The 14,611-nt window shown below is 66.8% G+C and carries 16 protein-coding genes; 11 read left to right on the forward strand and 5 right to left on the reverse strand.

Annotation, left to right across the window (positions count from 1 at the left end):
* Positions 1-26 precede the first annotated feature (26 nt).
* The 3 genes from OYT95_RS09730 to OYT95_RS09740 are packed head-to-tail and all read left to right on the forward strand — an operon-like array spanning position 27 to position 2,931.
* Positions 27-536, forward strand: a complete 510-nt coding sequence (locus OYT95_RS09730) for a MarR family winged helix-turn-helix transcriptional regulator (RefSeq protein ID WP_268791313.1) — start codon at positions 27-29, stop codon at positions 534-536.
* Positions 533-2,476 carry an MDR family MFS transporter gene (locus tag OYT95_RS09735; RefSeq protein WP_112298934.1) on the forward strand — a complete coding sequence of 648 codons (1,944 nt, stop codon included), beginning with the start codon at positions 533-535 and terminating at the stop codon, positions 2,474-2,476. Before OYT95_RS09730 ends, OYT95_RS09735 begins: the two co-directional genes overlap by 4 nt.
* Before the next feature lie 5 nt (positions 2,477-2,481).
* Positions 2,482-2,931, forward strand: a complete 450-nt coding sequence (locus tag OYT95_RS09740; protein WP_268791314.1) for a GtrA family protein — start codon at positions 2,482-2,484, stop codon at positions 2,929-2,931.
* 32 nt (positions 2,932-2,963) lie between these two features.
* On the opposite strand, the gene OYT95_RS09745 is transcribed toward OYT95_RS09740, so the two are convergent.
* Positions 2,964-4,373: an alkaline phosphatase PhoX gene (locus tag OYT95_RS09745; protein ID WP_268791315.1), complete on the reverse strand. Its 1,410-nt coding sequence runs from the start codon at positions 4,371-4,373 to the stop codon at positions 2,964-2,966.
* Positions 4,374-4,566: 193 nt separating this feature from the next.
* Here OYT95_RS09745 and OYT95_RS09750 point away from each other — a divergent pair, with 193 nt between their 5' ends.
* From OYT95_RS09750 to OYT95_RS09760, 3 genes are all read left to right on the forward strand, one after another.
* Positions 4,567-4,884: an ArsR/SmtB family transcription factor gene (locus OYT95_RS09750; RefSeq protein WP_005573288.1), complete on the forward strand. Its 318-nt coding sequence runs from the start codon at positions 4,567-4,569 to the stop codon at positions 4,882-4,884.
* Complete coding sequence (locus OYT95_RS09755) at positions 4,881-5,381, forward strand: SRPBCC family protein (protein WP_037235510.1); 501 nt, start codon at positions 4,881-4,883, stop codon at positions 5,379-5,381. The genes OYT95_RS09750 and OYT95_RS09755 overlap by 4 nt, the downstream gene beginning before the upstream one ends.
* Before the next feature lie 62 nt (positions 5,382-5,443).
* Entirely contained in the window at positions 5,444-6,427 is a 984-nt protein-coding gene (locus OYT95_RS09760; RefSeq protein WP_268791316.1) for a sigma-70 family RNA polymerase sigma factor, read from the forward strand.
* Between the two features lie 3 nt (positions 6,428-6,430).
* Here OYT95_RS09760 and OYT95_RS09765 read toward each other — a convergent pair whose 3' ends face one another.
* Together OYT95_RS09765 and OYT95_RS09770 are read right to left on the reverse strand one after the other, a co-directional pair.
* Positions 6,431-6,835: a VOC family protein gene (locus OYT95_RS09765; RefSeq protein WP_268791317.1), complete on the reverse strand. Its 405-nt coding sequence runs from the start codon at positions 6,833-6,835 to the stop codon at positions 6,431-6,433.
* Between the two features lie 37 nt (positions 6,836-6,872).
* Positions 6,873-7,601: a glutamine amidotransferase-related protein gene (locus tag OYT95_RS09770; RefSeq protein WP_442972554.1), complete on the reverse strand. Its 729-nt coding sequence runs from the start codon at positions 7,599-7,601 to the stop codon at positions 6,873-6,875.
* 335 nt (positions 7,602-7,936) lie between these two features.
* On the opposite strand from OYT95_RS09770, the gene OYT95_RS09775 reads away from it, so the two are divergent.
* A complete protein-coding gene (locus tag OYT95_RS09775) occupies positions 7,937-9,328 on the forward strand; it encodes a WS/DGAT/MGAT family O-acyltransferase (RefSeq protein ID WP_268791319.1) in 1,392 nt (463 codons plus the stop codon).
* Positions 9,329-9,330: 2 nt separating this feature from the next.
* Here the strand turns inward: OYT95_RS09775 and OYT95_RS09780 are convergent, their stop codons facing one another.
* Positions 9,331-9,627 (reverse strand): SelT/SelW/SelH family protein, encoded by a 297-nt coding sequence (locus OYT95_RS09780; RefSeq protein WP_011597547.1) that lies wholly within the window; start codon positions 9,625-9,627, stop codon positions 9,331-9,333.
* 138 nt (positions 9,628-9,765) lie between these two features.
* Here OYT95_RS09780 and OYT95_RS09785 point away from each other — a divergent pair, with 138 nt between their 5' ends.
* On the forward strand, positions 9,766-9,891 hold the full coding sequence (locus OYT95_RS09785; protein WP_268748084.1) for a hypothetical protein: 126 nt from the start codon (positions 9,766-9,768) through the stop codon (positions 9,889-9,891).
* 39 nt (positions 9,892-9,930) lie between these two features.
* Here the strand turns inward: OYT95_RS09785 and OYT95_RS09790 are convergent, their stop codons facing one another.
* Entirely contained in the window at positions 9,931-10,704 is a 774-nt protein-coding gene (locus tag OYT95_RS09790; protein WP_268791320.1) for an alpha/beta hydrolase family protein, read from the reverse strand.
* A 136-nt stretch (positions 10,705-10,840) separates the two neighbouring features.
* Here OYT95_RS09790 and OYT95_RS09795 point away from each other — a divergent pair, with 136 nt between their 5' ends.
* Genes OYT95_RS09795 through OYT95_RS09805 form a run of 3 tightly spaced genes read left to right on the forward strand, consistent with a single transcriptional unit; the run spans position 10,841 to position 14,594 of the window.
* Positions 10,841-11,818: an ABC transporter permease gene (locus tag OYT95_RS09795; RefSeq protein WP_268791321.1), complete on the forward strand. Its 978-nt coding sequence runs from the start codon at positions 10,841-10,843 to the stop codon at positions 11,816-11,818.
* Positions 11,815-12,741 carry an ABC transporter permease gene (locus tag OYT95_RS09800; RefSeq protein WP_268791322.1) on the forward strand — a complete coding sequence of 309 codons (927 nt, stop codon included), beginning with the start codon at positions 11,815-11,817 and terminating at the stop codon, positions 12,739-12,741. Before OYT95_RS09795 ends, OYT95_RS09800 begins: the two co-directional genes overlap by 4 nt.
* Positions 12,738-14,594 (forward strand): dipeptide ABC transporter ATP-binding protein, encoded by a 1,857-nt coding sequence (locus OYT95_RS09805; RefSeq protein WP_268791323.1) that lies wholly within the window; start codon positions 12,738-12,740, stop codon positions 14,592-14,594. Before OYT95_RS09800 ends, OYT95_RS09805 begins: the two co-directional genes overlap by 4 nt.
* Positions 14,595-14,611: the final 17 nt, after the last annotated feature.

Genomic DNA, 14,611 nt, shown 5'->3' on the forward strand with positions numbered 1-14,611 from the left:
AAGTAAGTCGTCCTTCAGGGGTTGCCATGTCCGTCTCGTCAGTGCCTTCCGTGTCGTCCGTATCTCTCGGCACCACCGAAGCGCTCATCGACGAGGTCTTCCTCTTCGGCCGCGTGCTTCGCGACGCCCTGGTGTCGGAAGGTGACGGTCACATCCCGCGCGCGTTGACGGGGGTCCTCCTCGTTCTCGCCGCCCGGGGGGAATGCCGGCAGAACGAACTCGCCTCCGAGCTGTGTGTCAGGCAGTCCTCACTCAGTCGCCAGATCACCGATCTGGTGGACGTCGGCTACGTCACCCGCCACTCGGATCCCGCCGACGGACGCGCATTCCGAATACGCGTGTCGCCGGAGGGAATGGCGTACGTCAAGCACGTGAGAACACAGCGAGCGGCACGAATGCAGAAGTTGATGACCGGATGGAACGAGACCGAGGCAGCGATTGCCCTCGAGTCCATCCGGCACCTGAAGGAAACACTCTTCGATCCAGAACACCGGATCGTCACGAGCTCGAACCCGATTGGAACACAAAGCGTATGACCGAAACACAGACTCGGCCGCCGGTTGAAGAAACGACGGCCATGACGCACCGCCAAATCCTCGAAGCCCTCACGGGCCTGCTCGCGGCGCTGTTCACCGCACTGCTGAGCAGCACGATCGTCGCCACCGCCCTTCCCACGATCATCGGTGACCTGAAGGGCACGCAGACCGCGTACGCCTGGGTCATCACCAGCGCACTGCTCGCCAACGCCGCCTCGACACCCATCTGGGGCAAGCTCGCCGACCTGTTCAACAAGAAGGTCCTCGTCCAGAGCGCGATCGTCATCTTCGTCATCGGTTCGGTGATCGCCGGCTTCGCGCACAACGTGCCGATCCTGCTGACCGCGCGTGTCATCCAGGGCATCGGCATGGGTGGCCTGACGGCGCTTGTCGTCGCCATCATCGGCACCATCGTCGCTCCCCGTGAGCGCGGCCGCTACTCCGGTTACATGGGTGCCGTCATGGCCGTGTCGATGTCGGGTGGCCCGATCCTCGGCGGCGTCATCGTCGACAGCCCCCTCGGCTGGCGCTGGTGCTTCTTCGTGTGCGTGCCGCTCGCCGTCATCGCACTGTTCCTGCTGCAGCGCACGCTGCACCTCGCGACCGAGAAGAAGGATGACGTCTCCATCGACTGGCTCGGCGCCCTGCTGCTGACCGCCGGTGTGTCCATCCTGCTGATCTGGGTCTCGTTCGCCGGTAAGGCGGGCTACTACGAGTGGTTCTCCCGCGAGACGGTCATGTACGTCGGATCGGGTGTGCTGCTGCTGGCCGCGACGATCCTCGTCGAGGCCAAGGCCAAGTCGCCGATCATCCCGCTCAAGATCGTCACGGAGAAGACCACCGGACTCGCCATCATCGCGTCCGTCGCCGTCGGTGTCGGAATGTTCGGCTCCACCACGTTCCTCGGCCAGTACTTCCAGACCTCGCGTGGCTACACCCCCACCATGGCCGGAGTGCTCACCATCCCGATGGTCGCAGGCATGCTCCTCGGCACGGTCGGATCCGGACAGCTCATCACCCGCTTCGGCAAGTGGAAGCCGTTCGTCGTCGGCGGCGCCGTCCTGATGATCGTCGGCTTCGGATTGCTCGGCACCATCGATCACGAGACCAGCCTGACCCTGGTCGGCGCGTACATCGCGATCATCGGTCTCGGCATGGGCATGCTGATGCAGAACCTGGTCCTCGCGGTGCAGAACACCGTCAGCGTCCAGAACATCGGTGCGGCATCCAGCTCGGTTGCCTTCTTCCGGACCTTCGGTGGCGCGATCGGCGTCTCGGTTCTCGGTTCGGTGCTGGCCACCCGCGTCGCCGACCTGTCGGCCGACGGTTTCGCGAAGCTCGGCATCCCCGCCGGGTCGAGCAGCGGTGGCGGAAGCCTGGACCTGACGTCCATGCCCGCTCCCGTGCAGGGTGTCATCCGTGCCGCATACGGAGACGCGACCGGCCGGATCTTCCTGATCGCCGCCGTCGTCGCCGTCATCACCCTGATCGCCGTCATCCTGCTGCCCAACCGCCCGCTGCGTCGCACCATCGACCTGTCGAGCGAGCAGGAGCCCGTCCAGGAACCCGAGTACGCCCCCGTCCCGGAGTACGCACTCGAGCCCGACACGGCGCCGATCCAGTCGTCCGAGGTCCGCGGCGGCAGGCACGAGGCCCCCGCCGATCAGCGGCAGCCCTTCGCCGGGTTGAGCGCCGACGCCCGGGACCGTCTCCTCTCCATGCTGCTGCCGCAGCCGGAGCGGACGCTGGAAGCGATCGACGAAGCGGAGAAGATCCGCGACGAGGTCAACCGCCTGCGTAACGACCTCAACGCCAAGCTCGTCGAATTCGACGCGGTCTGGGATCGCCTGCGCGAGCTGGGACTGAGCGAAGAGCAGGTGGCCGGCGTCCTCGGCGGCGGCCACGTGGCGGACACCGGCAACGGTGCCCTCATCCGCTGAATGAGATGATCGTTCAGTTCCACGACGCCGTCGGCCCGCCCACGTATCCCCCTCTACGTGGGCGGGCCGGCGGCGTGTTCGCTCAATTGACCCGGTTCACGCTGGTGGGAACGTCGAGCAATGTGCTCTACGCTCTCGCGTTCTTCACCCTCGACGTGTACGGGTCGTTCGTCGCCAACCTGGTCGGCGTGGTGACCAGTTCGATGTTGGCCAACGAACTCCACCGGCGGCTCACCTTCCGCGCCGTCGACCGCGTCCGCTGGTTCGTCGCGCAGTGGGAGGGCGGAACCCTCGCGCTGCTCGGCCTGGCCGTCAGCTCGCTCGCGCTCGCCCTCCTGCACATGCTCTTCCCCGGCGCCGACGGCCCGGCGCAGGTCGCGCTCGTCATCGCCGTCAGCGCCGTCGTCGGCGGGCTGCGGTTCCTCGCGCTCCGCGGGTGGGTCTTCGCCCCGTGAGTACTTGTTAACCGCCCGCGGTTAACAAGTACTCACAGGGGACGGTGCCACGGACCCCTGATCGCCAGCGTCAGCCCCGGCGACTGGATGTTCGCGAACAGGATCCTCCCGTCCGCGCTGAATGCCGGACCGCAGAATTCGCTGTCGTTCAACTCGTTCCGAGCCATCACGAACGGCTCCCCCTCCGCCGTGACGCCCACGAGGTGGCTGATTCCTTCGCCGTCCTCGGCGAGGATCACGCCGCCGTACGGCGACACGGTGATGTTGTCGGGGCCGTCGTAGTTTCCGGTGTCGACTGCGGGATCGGGATTGACACCGAACAGGATCTTCAGCGTGACCGTCTGCTTCGCCGGGTCGTAGAACCACACCTGGCCGTCGTGCTCGGCGACGCTGCCGTCGCTGGTCCGTGCGTAACTCGCGACGAAGTAGGCGCCGCCGTCGCCCCACCACTGTCCCTCCAGCTTGCGGCTGCGGGTGACGACGTCGTTCCCGAACTGCTCGCGCACCGACGTGCTCGTCGCGTCACGGTCCGGCACTCCGACCCACTGCACGGTGTACACGGTGCCAGGCTCGGTGGCCTGCGACAGGTCGGGGACGTGGGTTCCGCCCTGGAAGCACGCCATCGCCTGGAGGGCACCCGCGGTGTCGCCGCCCGGAGACTGCGCGAGTTCACGCAGCGCGTTCGGCCCGCCCCGGAAACCCTGCGGCGGCGTCCACCGGTAGTACAGGCCGTTCGGCCCGGACGCGTCCTCCGTGAGATAGATGGTGCTCGACGCCGGATCCACCGCCACGGCCTCGTGCGCGTACCGGCCGAGGAACTTCAGCGGCACAGGACTTTTGCCCCTGTTCGCGTCCTGACTCGCCGGGTCCACCTCGAAGACGTAACCGTGGTCGAGCAGGAACCCGTCCTCCCCCGCGCGAGCCTCCGTCTCCTCGCACGTCAACCACGTTCCCCACGGGGTGATGCCGCCCGCGCAGTTGTTCACGGTGCCCGCGACGCTGACGTACTGGCCCTGCCGTGCACCATCGGCGCCGACCGCGGTCGTGGTCGTGCCGCCGCGCGCGCCCGTGTCGTACGTCAATCCGTCGAGGGCGGGCACGCCGAACGGTTCGTCGCTGCCGATCTCGTGATTGGTGACGAGTGTGGAACCGCCGGGTCGCGCGAACACCCCGATGGCGTCGGGATCGCTCGGCACCGGTACTCCACCGTCCAACTGCGTCTCACCCGACCGGGCGACGACGGTGTACGAAAAACCCACCGGGAGCGAGAGAATGCGGTTCGGGTCCGGCACGAGCGGTCCGTAGCCGATCGCCTGTCCCGGTGCTGCGGACGCGAACGCCGGCCGGACGAGGGCTTCGACGCTTCCGGCGAGTGCCACACCGAGGCCGGTGAGCGCGGTGCGACCGAGGAATCCGCGGCGGTTGAGTGGTGCAGTGGACACTGTCTGAAACCTCCATGGTGACGAACCGGGACCTCCGGACGGTAGGTACCGCGTTGCCCTGCTTCGTGGACGCACCGTGGCGGGCGCATGAACCGGACGCGAACTTCCCCCTGTGAGTACTTGTTAACCGCCGGCGGTTAACAAGTACTCACAGGCGTTGACATGTGACTAAATGGTCACCTATTGTCGATTCATGGACGACGATCACGTCTTCAAGGCGCTGGCCGATTCCACCCGGCGCCTGATACTCGACCGATTGTTCGCCCAGGACGGTCAGACGCTCACCGAACTCGAGTCGCAGGTCGAGATGACGCGATTCGGGGTCATGAAGCATCTGCGTGTGCTCGAAGACGCGGGACTCGTCGTCACGCGCCGCTCCGGCCGGGAAAAACTTCACTACCTCAATCCTGTGCCGATACAGCTGATCCACAACCGGTGGATCGACAAGTACACCGAGCGTCACACGAGTGCGCTCGCTCAGCTGAAAGCCGAACTGGAGGAAGAGAAATGACTACCGCCGACGCATTCCAGATCTACGCCGTCTACATCAAGGCGACACCGGAGGCCATCTGGGACGCCATCACCAAACCCGAGTGGTCGCAGCAGTACGGTTACGGCGGCCTCGTCGACTACGACCTCCGCGCGGGCGGCGCCTTCCGCTCACGCGCGGACGACGCGATGAAGGAATACCCGGGCGTGCCCGACGTGATCGTCGACGGCGAGGTGATCGAATCCGATCCGCCGAAGAAGCTGGTCCAGACGTGGCGCATGCTGATGGACGCCGACAACGTGGAGGGTTTCACCACTCTCACCTACGAGATCGTGCAGTCGAGCCGGCCCGGAGTCGCGAAACTGACTGTCACACACGACCTCACCAACGCACCGGGCCTGGCCGAGATCGTCGCGGGCAGGCGCGAGTCCGAGGGCGCGGGCGGCGGCTGGAACGAGGTGCTCAGCGGAATGAAGACCCTGCTCGAGACGGGGCAGCCGATGGTGAACTGGGGCTGAGCGCGGGGGTCGGCGGGCGCGAGGGCCCGACATCTGTCGGACGGCCGCAGTAAGCTCCAACCATGACGGCTGCGCAGTCGCTCGACGGGGATTTCCTCGCACTCGCCGACCCTTACCGGCGCGAGTTGCTCGCCCATTGTTATCGCATGATGGGCTCACTTCACGACGCCGAAGACCAGATGCAGGAGACGTTCATCCGGGCCTGGCGGGGGTACGACGGCTACCAGCAGCAGGCGTCGCTGCGGACGTGGCTGTACAAGATCGCCACCAATACGTGCCTGACGGCCCTGCAGAGCAAATCCAAGCGTCCGCTGCCGAGCGGGCTGGGCGCTCCCGACTCCGACCCGACGGCCGACCTCGTCGAGCGACACGAGGTGCCGTGGCTCGGACCGCTCCCCAACCGTCTCATCGACGACGACGCGAACGATCCCGCCACGGTCGTCACGTCGCGCGAGTCGGTGCGGCTGGCGTTCATCGCCGCCCTTCAGCATCTTCCTGCACGTCAGCGCGCCGTTCTCGTCCTCCGCGACGTGTTGCAGTGGAAGGCGTCGGAGGTCGCGGCGGCTCTCGACACCACCACGACGGCGGTCAACAGCCTGCTGCAGCGCGCACGCGCGCAACTCGAACTGGCCACACCGACGGCCGACTCTCTCGTCGAACCGGAATCCCCCGAGGAACGCGAGCTCCTCGACCGCTACGTCGCCGCGTTCGAGGACTACGACATCGACGCGATCGTCGAACTGTTCACCAAGGACGCGGTCTGGGAAATGCCCCCGTTCGACGGCTGGTATCGCGGGGGCGCGTCGATCGGCACCCTGATCAGCGGAAACTGTCCGGCCAAGGGGCCGGGCGACATGCGCCTGGTGCCCACCGCGGCCAACGGACAGCCGGCCCTCGGCCTGTACATGCGCGGGGAGGACGGCGTCCACCGTCCGTTCCAGCTCCACGTCCTGGATGTCACGGCTGACGGGGTCTCCCACGTCGTCTGCTTCTTCGACGTCGATCTGTTCGAGAAGTTCGGACTATCGGAGACCCCGCCCGCCTGACCCCTACGCCGGCACGGCGGCCGGATCCATCCACATGACCTCCCAGACGTGACCGTCCAGGTCGCGGAACGCGCGTCCGTACATGAAGCCTTCGTCCTGGAGCTTGCCCCACGACGTCCCGCCGGAGGCGAGGGCCTTGTCGACGAGGCTGTCGACCTCCTCGCGGCTGTCGGCCGAGATACACATCAGGGCCTCGACGGACTTCGACGTGTCACAGATGCCGCCCTCGATGAAGTCCTTGAACCGGGACTCGACGAGGAGCATCACGGACGTGTACTCGTTGATGACCATGGCGGTGCAGGAGTCGTCGCTGAACGTGGAGTTGAACTCGAAGCCGAGTCCGCCGAAGAACGTCTTGGTCGCGTCGAGGTTCTTGATCGGCAGGTTCACGAAGAGCATCCGGGACATGTAATTCTCCTTCTCGGGTTCCGCCCAGTGCGGAAGGTCATCGGTACAGACCGCAGCGGTGCGCAAAACTCATCGGCGACCGCTCGCCCGATCCTCTCAGCTCTCGGCGAGGTCGAGGAACGAGCCGATCATGATCCGTCCGGCCGCTTCCACGTCGTCCAGGTGTTCCCCCGACGGGGCGGTGCCCGCCGGCATGTGGGCGTGCATCACCGGCAGCTGCGCGCGGGTCAGTTCGACGTGGAACTGCAACCCGTACGCGCGGCGGCCGATCGCGAAGGCCTGATTCTCGTAGAGGTGACTGCTCGCCAGCCGGACCGCGCCGCCGGGGAGGTCGAACGTGTCGCCGTGCCAGTGGACGACGGGCACCTCGGCACCGACCGAACCGAACACGGGATCGCGCGTCCCGTCCTCGGACACCGTGACCGTCCCGGCACCGTTCTCCGGGGTCGGCCCCCGGCGGATCGCTGCCGAACGAGGCGGCGAGAAGCTGAGCGCCGAGGCAGATTCCCAGCATCGGGAGTCCGGCGCCCACAATTTCTTTGATGAAGTTTCGCTCTCGCGGAAGTTGCGGGCGGGTAACGTCATCTCGGGCGCCCATCGGACCGCCCATCACCACGAGGCCGCCGATGTCGTGAACGGCCGGGAGTTCCGACGCTCGGTACATCGGGTACTCGGTGTAGCGAATTCCCCGCTCCGCCAGCAAAGTACCGACGAGAGCCGGTCCTTCGAACGACACGTGCTTGACAACCGCCCATGGCTTGTTCATGCCACAATTCTTACCGAGTAGGGACTTTCGGCCCTATGCAGGCCTGGATTCATGAATTCCGCACTGAGTGCACAAAATTCGGATGTTCACACGGAGTTCACGTTCGGTGTACACCGCCCGAATGACACCCTCCAAACTGGACGCTTGTCTAGTGGCATGGCTCACGCGAAACCTGTAGAAATACGAGCGTCACTCTTTCGTGACCCGTCCCATATCAATTAGTTATCCGGTGGTGGTCCCTGACAAAAGGAACGTCACCATCTCCCGTTACCTCAGACCACAGACGAGCCCTCCCGCGATCCGGGAAGTCGTCTTCGGGATGGAAAGGGCCTCAGATGCCGCTCCCCATGTCCCCTCTCGACTCGATGTTCCTTCTCGGTGAGTCCCGTGAGCACCCGATGCATGTCGGCGGCGTGGAGATCTTCCAGCTCCCGGAAGGCGCCGACACGTACGACATGCGCGCGATGCTCGACCGCGCGCTCGCCGACGGCGACGGGATCGTCACGCCCCGGCTCGCCAAGCGAGCCCACCGGTCCTTCTCGACGCTCGGTCAGTGGAGCTGGGAGACCGTCGACGACATCGACCTCGGCCACCACATCCGGCACGACGCGCTGCCCGCCCCCGGAGGCGAGGCCGAGCTGATGGCACTGTGCTCGCGGCTGCACGGATCGCTGCTCGACCGCAGCCGCCCGCTGTGGGAGATGCATCTGATCGAGGGACTGAGCGACGGACGGTTCGCCGTCTACACCAAGATCCACCACGCGGTCGCCGACGGCGTCACCGCGATGAAGATGCTGCGCAACGCGCTCAGCGAGAACTCGGAGGATCGGGACGTGCCGGCTCCGTGGCAGCCGCGCGGCCCGCGACCGCAGCGGACGCCGTCGAAGGGGTTCAGCCTGTCGGGTCTGGCCGGTTCCACGTTCCGCACCGCCCGCGACACCGTCGGTGAGGTCGCCGGGCTCGTGCCCGCGCTCGCAGGCACCGTGTCCCGCGCCTTCCGCGACCAGGGCGGCCCGCTCGCCCTGTCCGCACCGAAGACCCCGTTCAACGTGCCGATCACCGGTGCCCGCCAGTTCGCGGCGCAGTCGTGGCCGCTCGAACGTCTCCGGCTCGTAGCCAAGCTGTCCGACAGCACCATCAACGACGTCGTGCTCGCGATGTCCTCCGGGGCACTCCGCAGTTACCTCGAGGATCAGAATGAGCTGCCCGCCGAGCCGCTGATCGCGATGGTGCCGGTGTCGCTGAAGAGTCAGCGCGAGGCGTCGAACGGCAACAACATCGGGGTGCTCATGTGCAACCTCGGCACCCACCTCCCCGAACCGGCGGATCGCCTCGACGCCATCCGGACGTCCATGCGCGAGGGCAAGGAGGCGTACGAGACGATGAGCGCCACGCAGATCCTCGCCATGAGTGCTCTCGGTGCGGCGCCGATCGGCGCGAGCATGCTGTTCGGGCACAACTCGCGGGTGCGCCCGCCGTTCAACCTCATCATCTCCAACGTTCCGGGCCCCAGTTCACCGCTGTACTGGAACGGGGCGCGGCTCGACGCCATCTACCCGCTGTCGGTGCCCGTCGACGGCCAGGGCCTGAACATCACCTGCACCAGCAACGACGACATCATCTCGTTCGGGGTCACCGGCTGCCGCAGCGCGGTGCCCGACCTGAAGTCGATCCCCGCCCGGCTGGGACACGAACTGCGCGCCCTCGAGCGCGCGGTCGGAATCTGATCCTAGGGACTCTTACGGTCGCTGTGCCCGAGGTGGCGGTCGGGCGCCACCCGGTCGCGGACCAGTTGCTTGAGCACGGTGATGTCGGGGAAGCCGCCTTGTTCCTTGCGGTCCCAGATCAGTTCGTCGTCGACGGTGATGCGGAAGATCCCGCCGGTGCCGGGGACGAGCGCGACCTCGCCGAGTTCCTGCCCGAACGTGCCGAGTAGTTCCTGCGCCATCCACGCTGCGCGCAACAGCCACTGGCACTGGGTGCAGTAGGTGATCGCGACCCGGCCGTCTGTGCTGCTCGTCGTCATCGTGCCAGGTTAGCCGAAGGTGCTCCCCCGCTTGCTGTTCGAGTTGCACGGAGGACACCTGTTCGTCATGCGGACGTCAGCATCGTGAGGCAGACTGTCGATCGCCATGCTGTGCCCCCTCGACGAAAGGAAGCCGCCATGTCCACCGCGCTCGAAGAATCGCGTCGCCACGCCCTCGAGCTGACCAACGAGAAGATCCAGGCCGTCAAGGACTTCTTCACCAACATCTTCCGCCTGGACACCACGCACCGCACCGAGGCCTGAACTCGTGGGGAGGCCTTCGCCGAGAAGGCCTCCCTGTCTTCACCGGATCGTCTCGAAGAACTGCACGACCTCCGCGGTGCGGAAGTGGTCTTCCGAGACGTGCGGGCCGCTCACCTCGACGAATTCGACGGTGTCCGAGCCGCGGCGGAGCATCTCGACCCACGGTCCCGTGACGCCGGCAATGTTCGCCACCTCGTCGTCCCGCGACGCGTACACCCGAATCGGCACTCCGACATAGTCTCCCGGCTCGTGCCGGACGGCGTCCCAGCGCTCGGTCTTCGGTTCGAGGTCGTGCCCGTCCGCGGACAAGCGGAAGGCGTCCCGCACGGTGTCGCGTCCGTGTTCGCCCCGCTCCCACACGGCGCGCAGCGACAATGATGGCGCGATGAAGACCGCGCCGTCCCACGCGACCTCGTGTAGGCGCACGGCGTTGGCGGCGGCGTTACCGCCCATCGATTCGCCGATCAGGAACCGACGTGTCACCGGCCACCGGTGGGACACCCACTCGTCCAGTGCGACCACGGCGTCCTGCGCCAGCCGGTTTCCCCACTGGTCGCCGTGCAGGTATGGGCTGGCGACCAGGTATCCGGCGTCCAGCAGGCCGTCCCGCAGTCCGGCGCGATCGTCGATCGACCTCTCGTCCCCCGTGCGCCCGTGCAGGTAGCACGCGAACGCCGACGGCGTCACCCCGCGCGGCACCGCCACCAGCGCACGATCGCCGGAACGCGGGACCGTCACCGCGTGCTCGTCGTACGTCGTGAGGTGAGCCGTGCGCCGCGTCAATGGTTCGACGGCCCCGGCACGAATTGTCACACCGCCACGCTAACAAGCGACGACGCGACGTGCGTGGCGGGAAATTCGGACGCGGCACCGGTTTCGCCGAGTCGAGCTGACGCCCGGCGGCACGCTCCTATAATTCGTACCCTGAGCCTAGTTGCGAGGGGGACGGATGGCCGGCTTCCTGCTACGACGAGCGCTCAACTACGTGGTGCTGTTGCTGCTGGCGTCGTTCCTGACGTTCAGTCTCGCCTCGCTCACGTTCCGTCCGCTCGACAGCCTGGAGCAGCGCAATCCGCGGCCACCGCAATCGGTGATCGACGCGAAGGCCGCCGAACTGCATCTGGACGATCCGATCCCGGTGCGGTACGCGAACTGGCTGGGCGGCGTAGTCCACGGCGACTTCGGCACCACCATCACGGGTCAGCCGGTGTCGGACGAGCTGGGCCGCCGGATCCTGGTGAGCATGCGGTTGCTGATCCTCGGTTCCGTGATCGGAGCGGTGCTGGGTGTGCTGATCGGCGCCGCCGGTGCGATCCGGCAGTACAAGTTCAGTGACTATTTCAGCACCGTCGTGTCGCTGCTGATTCTCAGTGCGCCGGTGTTCCTCGTCGCGACCCTGCTGAAATACGGTGCTCTCCAGATCAACTCGGCCACCGGCAACCAAATCTTCCTGTACACCGGCGAATCCTCGGCCAGCACGATCACCGGGTACTGGCCGCAGTTCGTCGACCGCATGCAGCATCTCGTGCTACCGACCATCGCGCTGGCGCTGGGCAGCATCGCCGGCTACAGCCGGTATCAACGCAACGCGATGCTCGACGTTCTGGGCAGCGACTTCATTCGGACCGCGCGGGCGAAGGGGCTGACCCGGCGGGCGGCACTGCTCAAGCACGGGCTCCGGACGGCGCTGATCCCGATGGCGACACTGTTCGCCTACGGATTCGGGGCGCTGGTCGTCGGCGCCACGTTCACCGAGACGATCTTCGGCTGGCACGGCATCGGCGAATGGATCGTCATCGGCATCGACAATCAGGACACCAACATCGTCGTGGCGATCACGTCGTTCACCGGGCTGATCGTGCTGTTGTCGGGACTCCTCTCGGACGTGGTGTACGCGGCGCTCGACCCGAGGGTGCGTGTCGGGTGACCGAGATCCAGATCGCGTCCACCGATGCGGCGGTGTCGGCCGTCGGTCGCCGGACCCTGCTGTGGCGGCGCTTTCTCCGGAACAAGCCCGCCATCGCCGGGGTGTGCGTCCTGGTGCTGCTGTTCGTGGGCAGCTTCGTCGGACCGTACCTGCTCCCCTACGACTATCAGCAACTCGACTACACCGCGCTCCTGCAGCCGCCCAGCGCCGAACATCCGTTCGGCACCAACCAGATCGGCCAGGACGTTCTCGCCCAGACGCTGCGCGGGCTGCAGAAGTCGCTGATCATCGGGATCTGCGTCGCGATCTTCTCCACCGCGATCGCAGCGCTCGTCGGTGCGCTGGCAGGGTACGTCGGCGGCTGGCCGGATCGGGTGATCATGTGGCTGGTCGACCTGCTGCTCGTCGTTCCCAGCTTCATCATCATCGCCGTGTTCACCCCGCGGCTGAAGTCCTCGAGTTCGATCGTCCTGCTGATCCTGCTGCTGGCGGTGTTCGGCTGGATGATCACCGCCCGGATGGTCCGGGGGATGACGCTGAGCCTGCGCGAGCGGGAATTCGTTCAGGCGGCCCGGTACATGGGCGCCCCCACGCACAAGATCATCACCAGCCACATCGTCCCGAACATCGCGTCGATTCTGATCATCGACGCGACCCTGAACGTCGGTGCCGCGATCCTCGCCGAGACCGGGCTCAGCTTCCTCGGATTCGGCGTCCAGAAGCCGGACATCTCCCTCGGGTCGCTGATCGCCGACGGCACCGAATCCGCCCTCACCTACCCGTGGCTGTTCCTGTTCGCCGGCGGTCTGCTGGTGATCACCGTGCTGTCGGCGAACCTGGTGGGCGACGGTCTGCGCGACGCGGTGGACCCCAGCTCGACGCGCGCCCGGTCCCGCAAGAGGAAGAAGAAGGCGAAGCGGTGACCGGGCAACCGTTGCTCGACATCGCGGACCTGCGGGTCAGCTTTCCCAGCGAGGAAGGCCGCATCGAGGCGGTCCGGGGTGTCAGCTACGGCGTCTCCGACGGCGAAGTGCTCGCCATCGTGGGTGAGTCGGGCTCGGGTAAGTCGGTGGCGTCACTCGCCGTGATGGGCCTGCTGCCCGAGCATGCGCGCGTCACCGGCTCCATCCGGTTGCAGGGCCGCGAGTTGCTGGGCATGGGAGACCGGGAACTGTCGTCGCTGCGCGGGAAGACGGTCAGCATGGTGTTCCAGGACCCGCTGTCCGCGTTGACGCCCGTGTACCGGGTCGGTGACCAGATCGCCGAGGCACTGCTCGTTCACGGCCGGGCAGCCAACAAGAAGGACGCCGCGCAGCGCGCCGTCGACCTGCTCGACCTGGTCGGGATACCCGATCCGGCGGTGCGCGCCAAAGCGTTTCCCCACGAGTTCTCCGGCGGCATGCGCCAGCGCGTCGTGATCGCCATCGCCATCGCCAACGACCCCGCGCTGATCATCTGCGACGAGCCGACCACCGCCCTCGACGTGACCGTGCAGGCGCAGATCCTGAACCTGCTGCGCAAGGCCCGCGACCTCACCGGCGCCGGCGTCGTGATGATCACCCACGACATGGGCATCGCCGCGACACTGGCCGACCGCGTGGTGGTGATGTACGCGGGCCGCGTGGTGGAGTCGGCGCCGGTGCGCGAACTGTTCGCCGAACCCCGAATGCCCTACACCGCAGGGCTACTCGTGTCCGTGCCGCGGATGGATGCGCCGATCCGGAGCCGCCTGGTCTCGATCGCCGGTGCCCCGCCCGCGCTGCATTCGCTGCCACCCGGCTGCACGTTCGCACCGCGCTGCCCGCTCGCGGTCGACGCCTGCCTGCTCGCCGAGCCGGAACTCGTCTCGACCGGACCCGGTCACCAGGCTGCGTGCATCCGCGTCGACGAGACGGACACCCGGGACCTGTTCACGGCGTATCGGCGGGACCAGCCGGCATCCGCCCCCACCGCGGCGATGGCACCCGAACAGCGGGTGGTGCTGCAGGTGACCGATCTGGTGAAGACGTATCCGATCACCAGCGGTCTGGTGTTCCGCCGCAAGCGGGGCGAGATCCGGGCGGTCGACGGCATCAGCTTCGACATCCGAGCCGGCCGCACGCTGGCGCTGGTGGGTGAATCCGGCTCGGGCAAATCGACCACGTTGACGCAGATCCTCGACCTGGCCGCGCCGGAATCCGGTTCGATCGCGGTGCTGGGCGCCGACGTCGCAGCGCTGAGCACACCCGAGAAGCGCGCGATCCGGCGCAAGATGGCGGTCGTCTTCCAGGATCCGACGGCGTCGCTGGACCCCCGGCTGCCGGTGTTCGACGTTCTCGCCGAGCCACTCCGGCTGGACGGTCGCAGGCGTGAGGAGGTCGGCCGCCGGGTACCGGAGTTGCTCGACCTCGTCGGGTTGCGCCGCGAGCACGCCGATCGCTATCCGGCCGATTTCTCAGGCGGCCAGAAGCAGCGGATCAGCATCGCCCGGGCCCTCGCCCTCGACCCGGAACTGCTGATCCTCGACGAGCCGGTCTCGTCGCTCGACGTCTCGATCCAGGCCGGGGTGCTCAACCTCCTGCGCGATCTCCAGGAGCAGCGGGGCATGTCATACCTGTTCGTCTCCCACGACCTGTCGGTGGTCCGCAACATCGCGCACGACGTCGCGGTGATGTACCGGGGCAGGATCGTCGAGTCGGGGGCCGCGCAGACGATTTTCGAGAATCCGCAGCACGAGTACACCCGGGCGCTCCTCGAGGCAATTCCCGTTCCGGATCCGACGTTTTTGGCACACTAGCGTCAGCGAACTTCGAG

This window comes from Rhodococcus sp. JS3073 (assembly GCF_026810085.1).
Taxonomy (GTDB): Bacteria; Actinomycetota; Actinomycetes; order Mycobacteriales; family Mycobacteriaceae; genus Rhodococcus_F; species Rhodococcus_F wratislaviensis.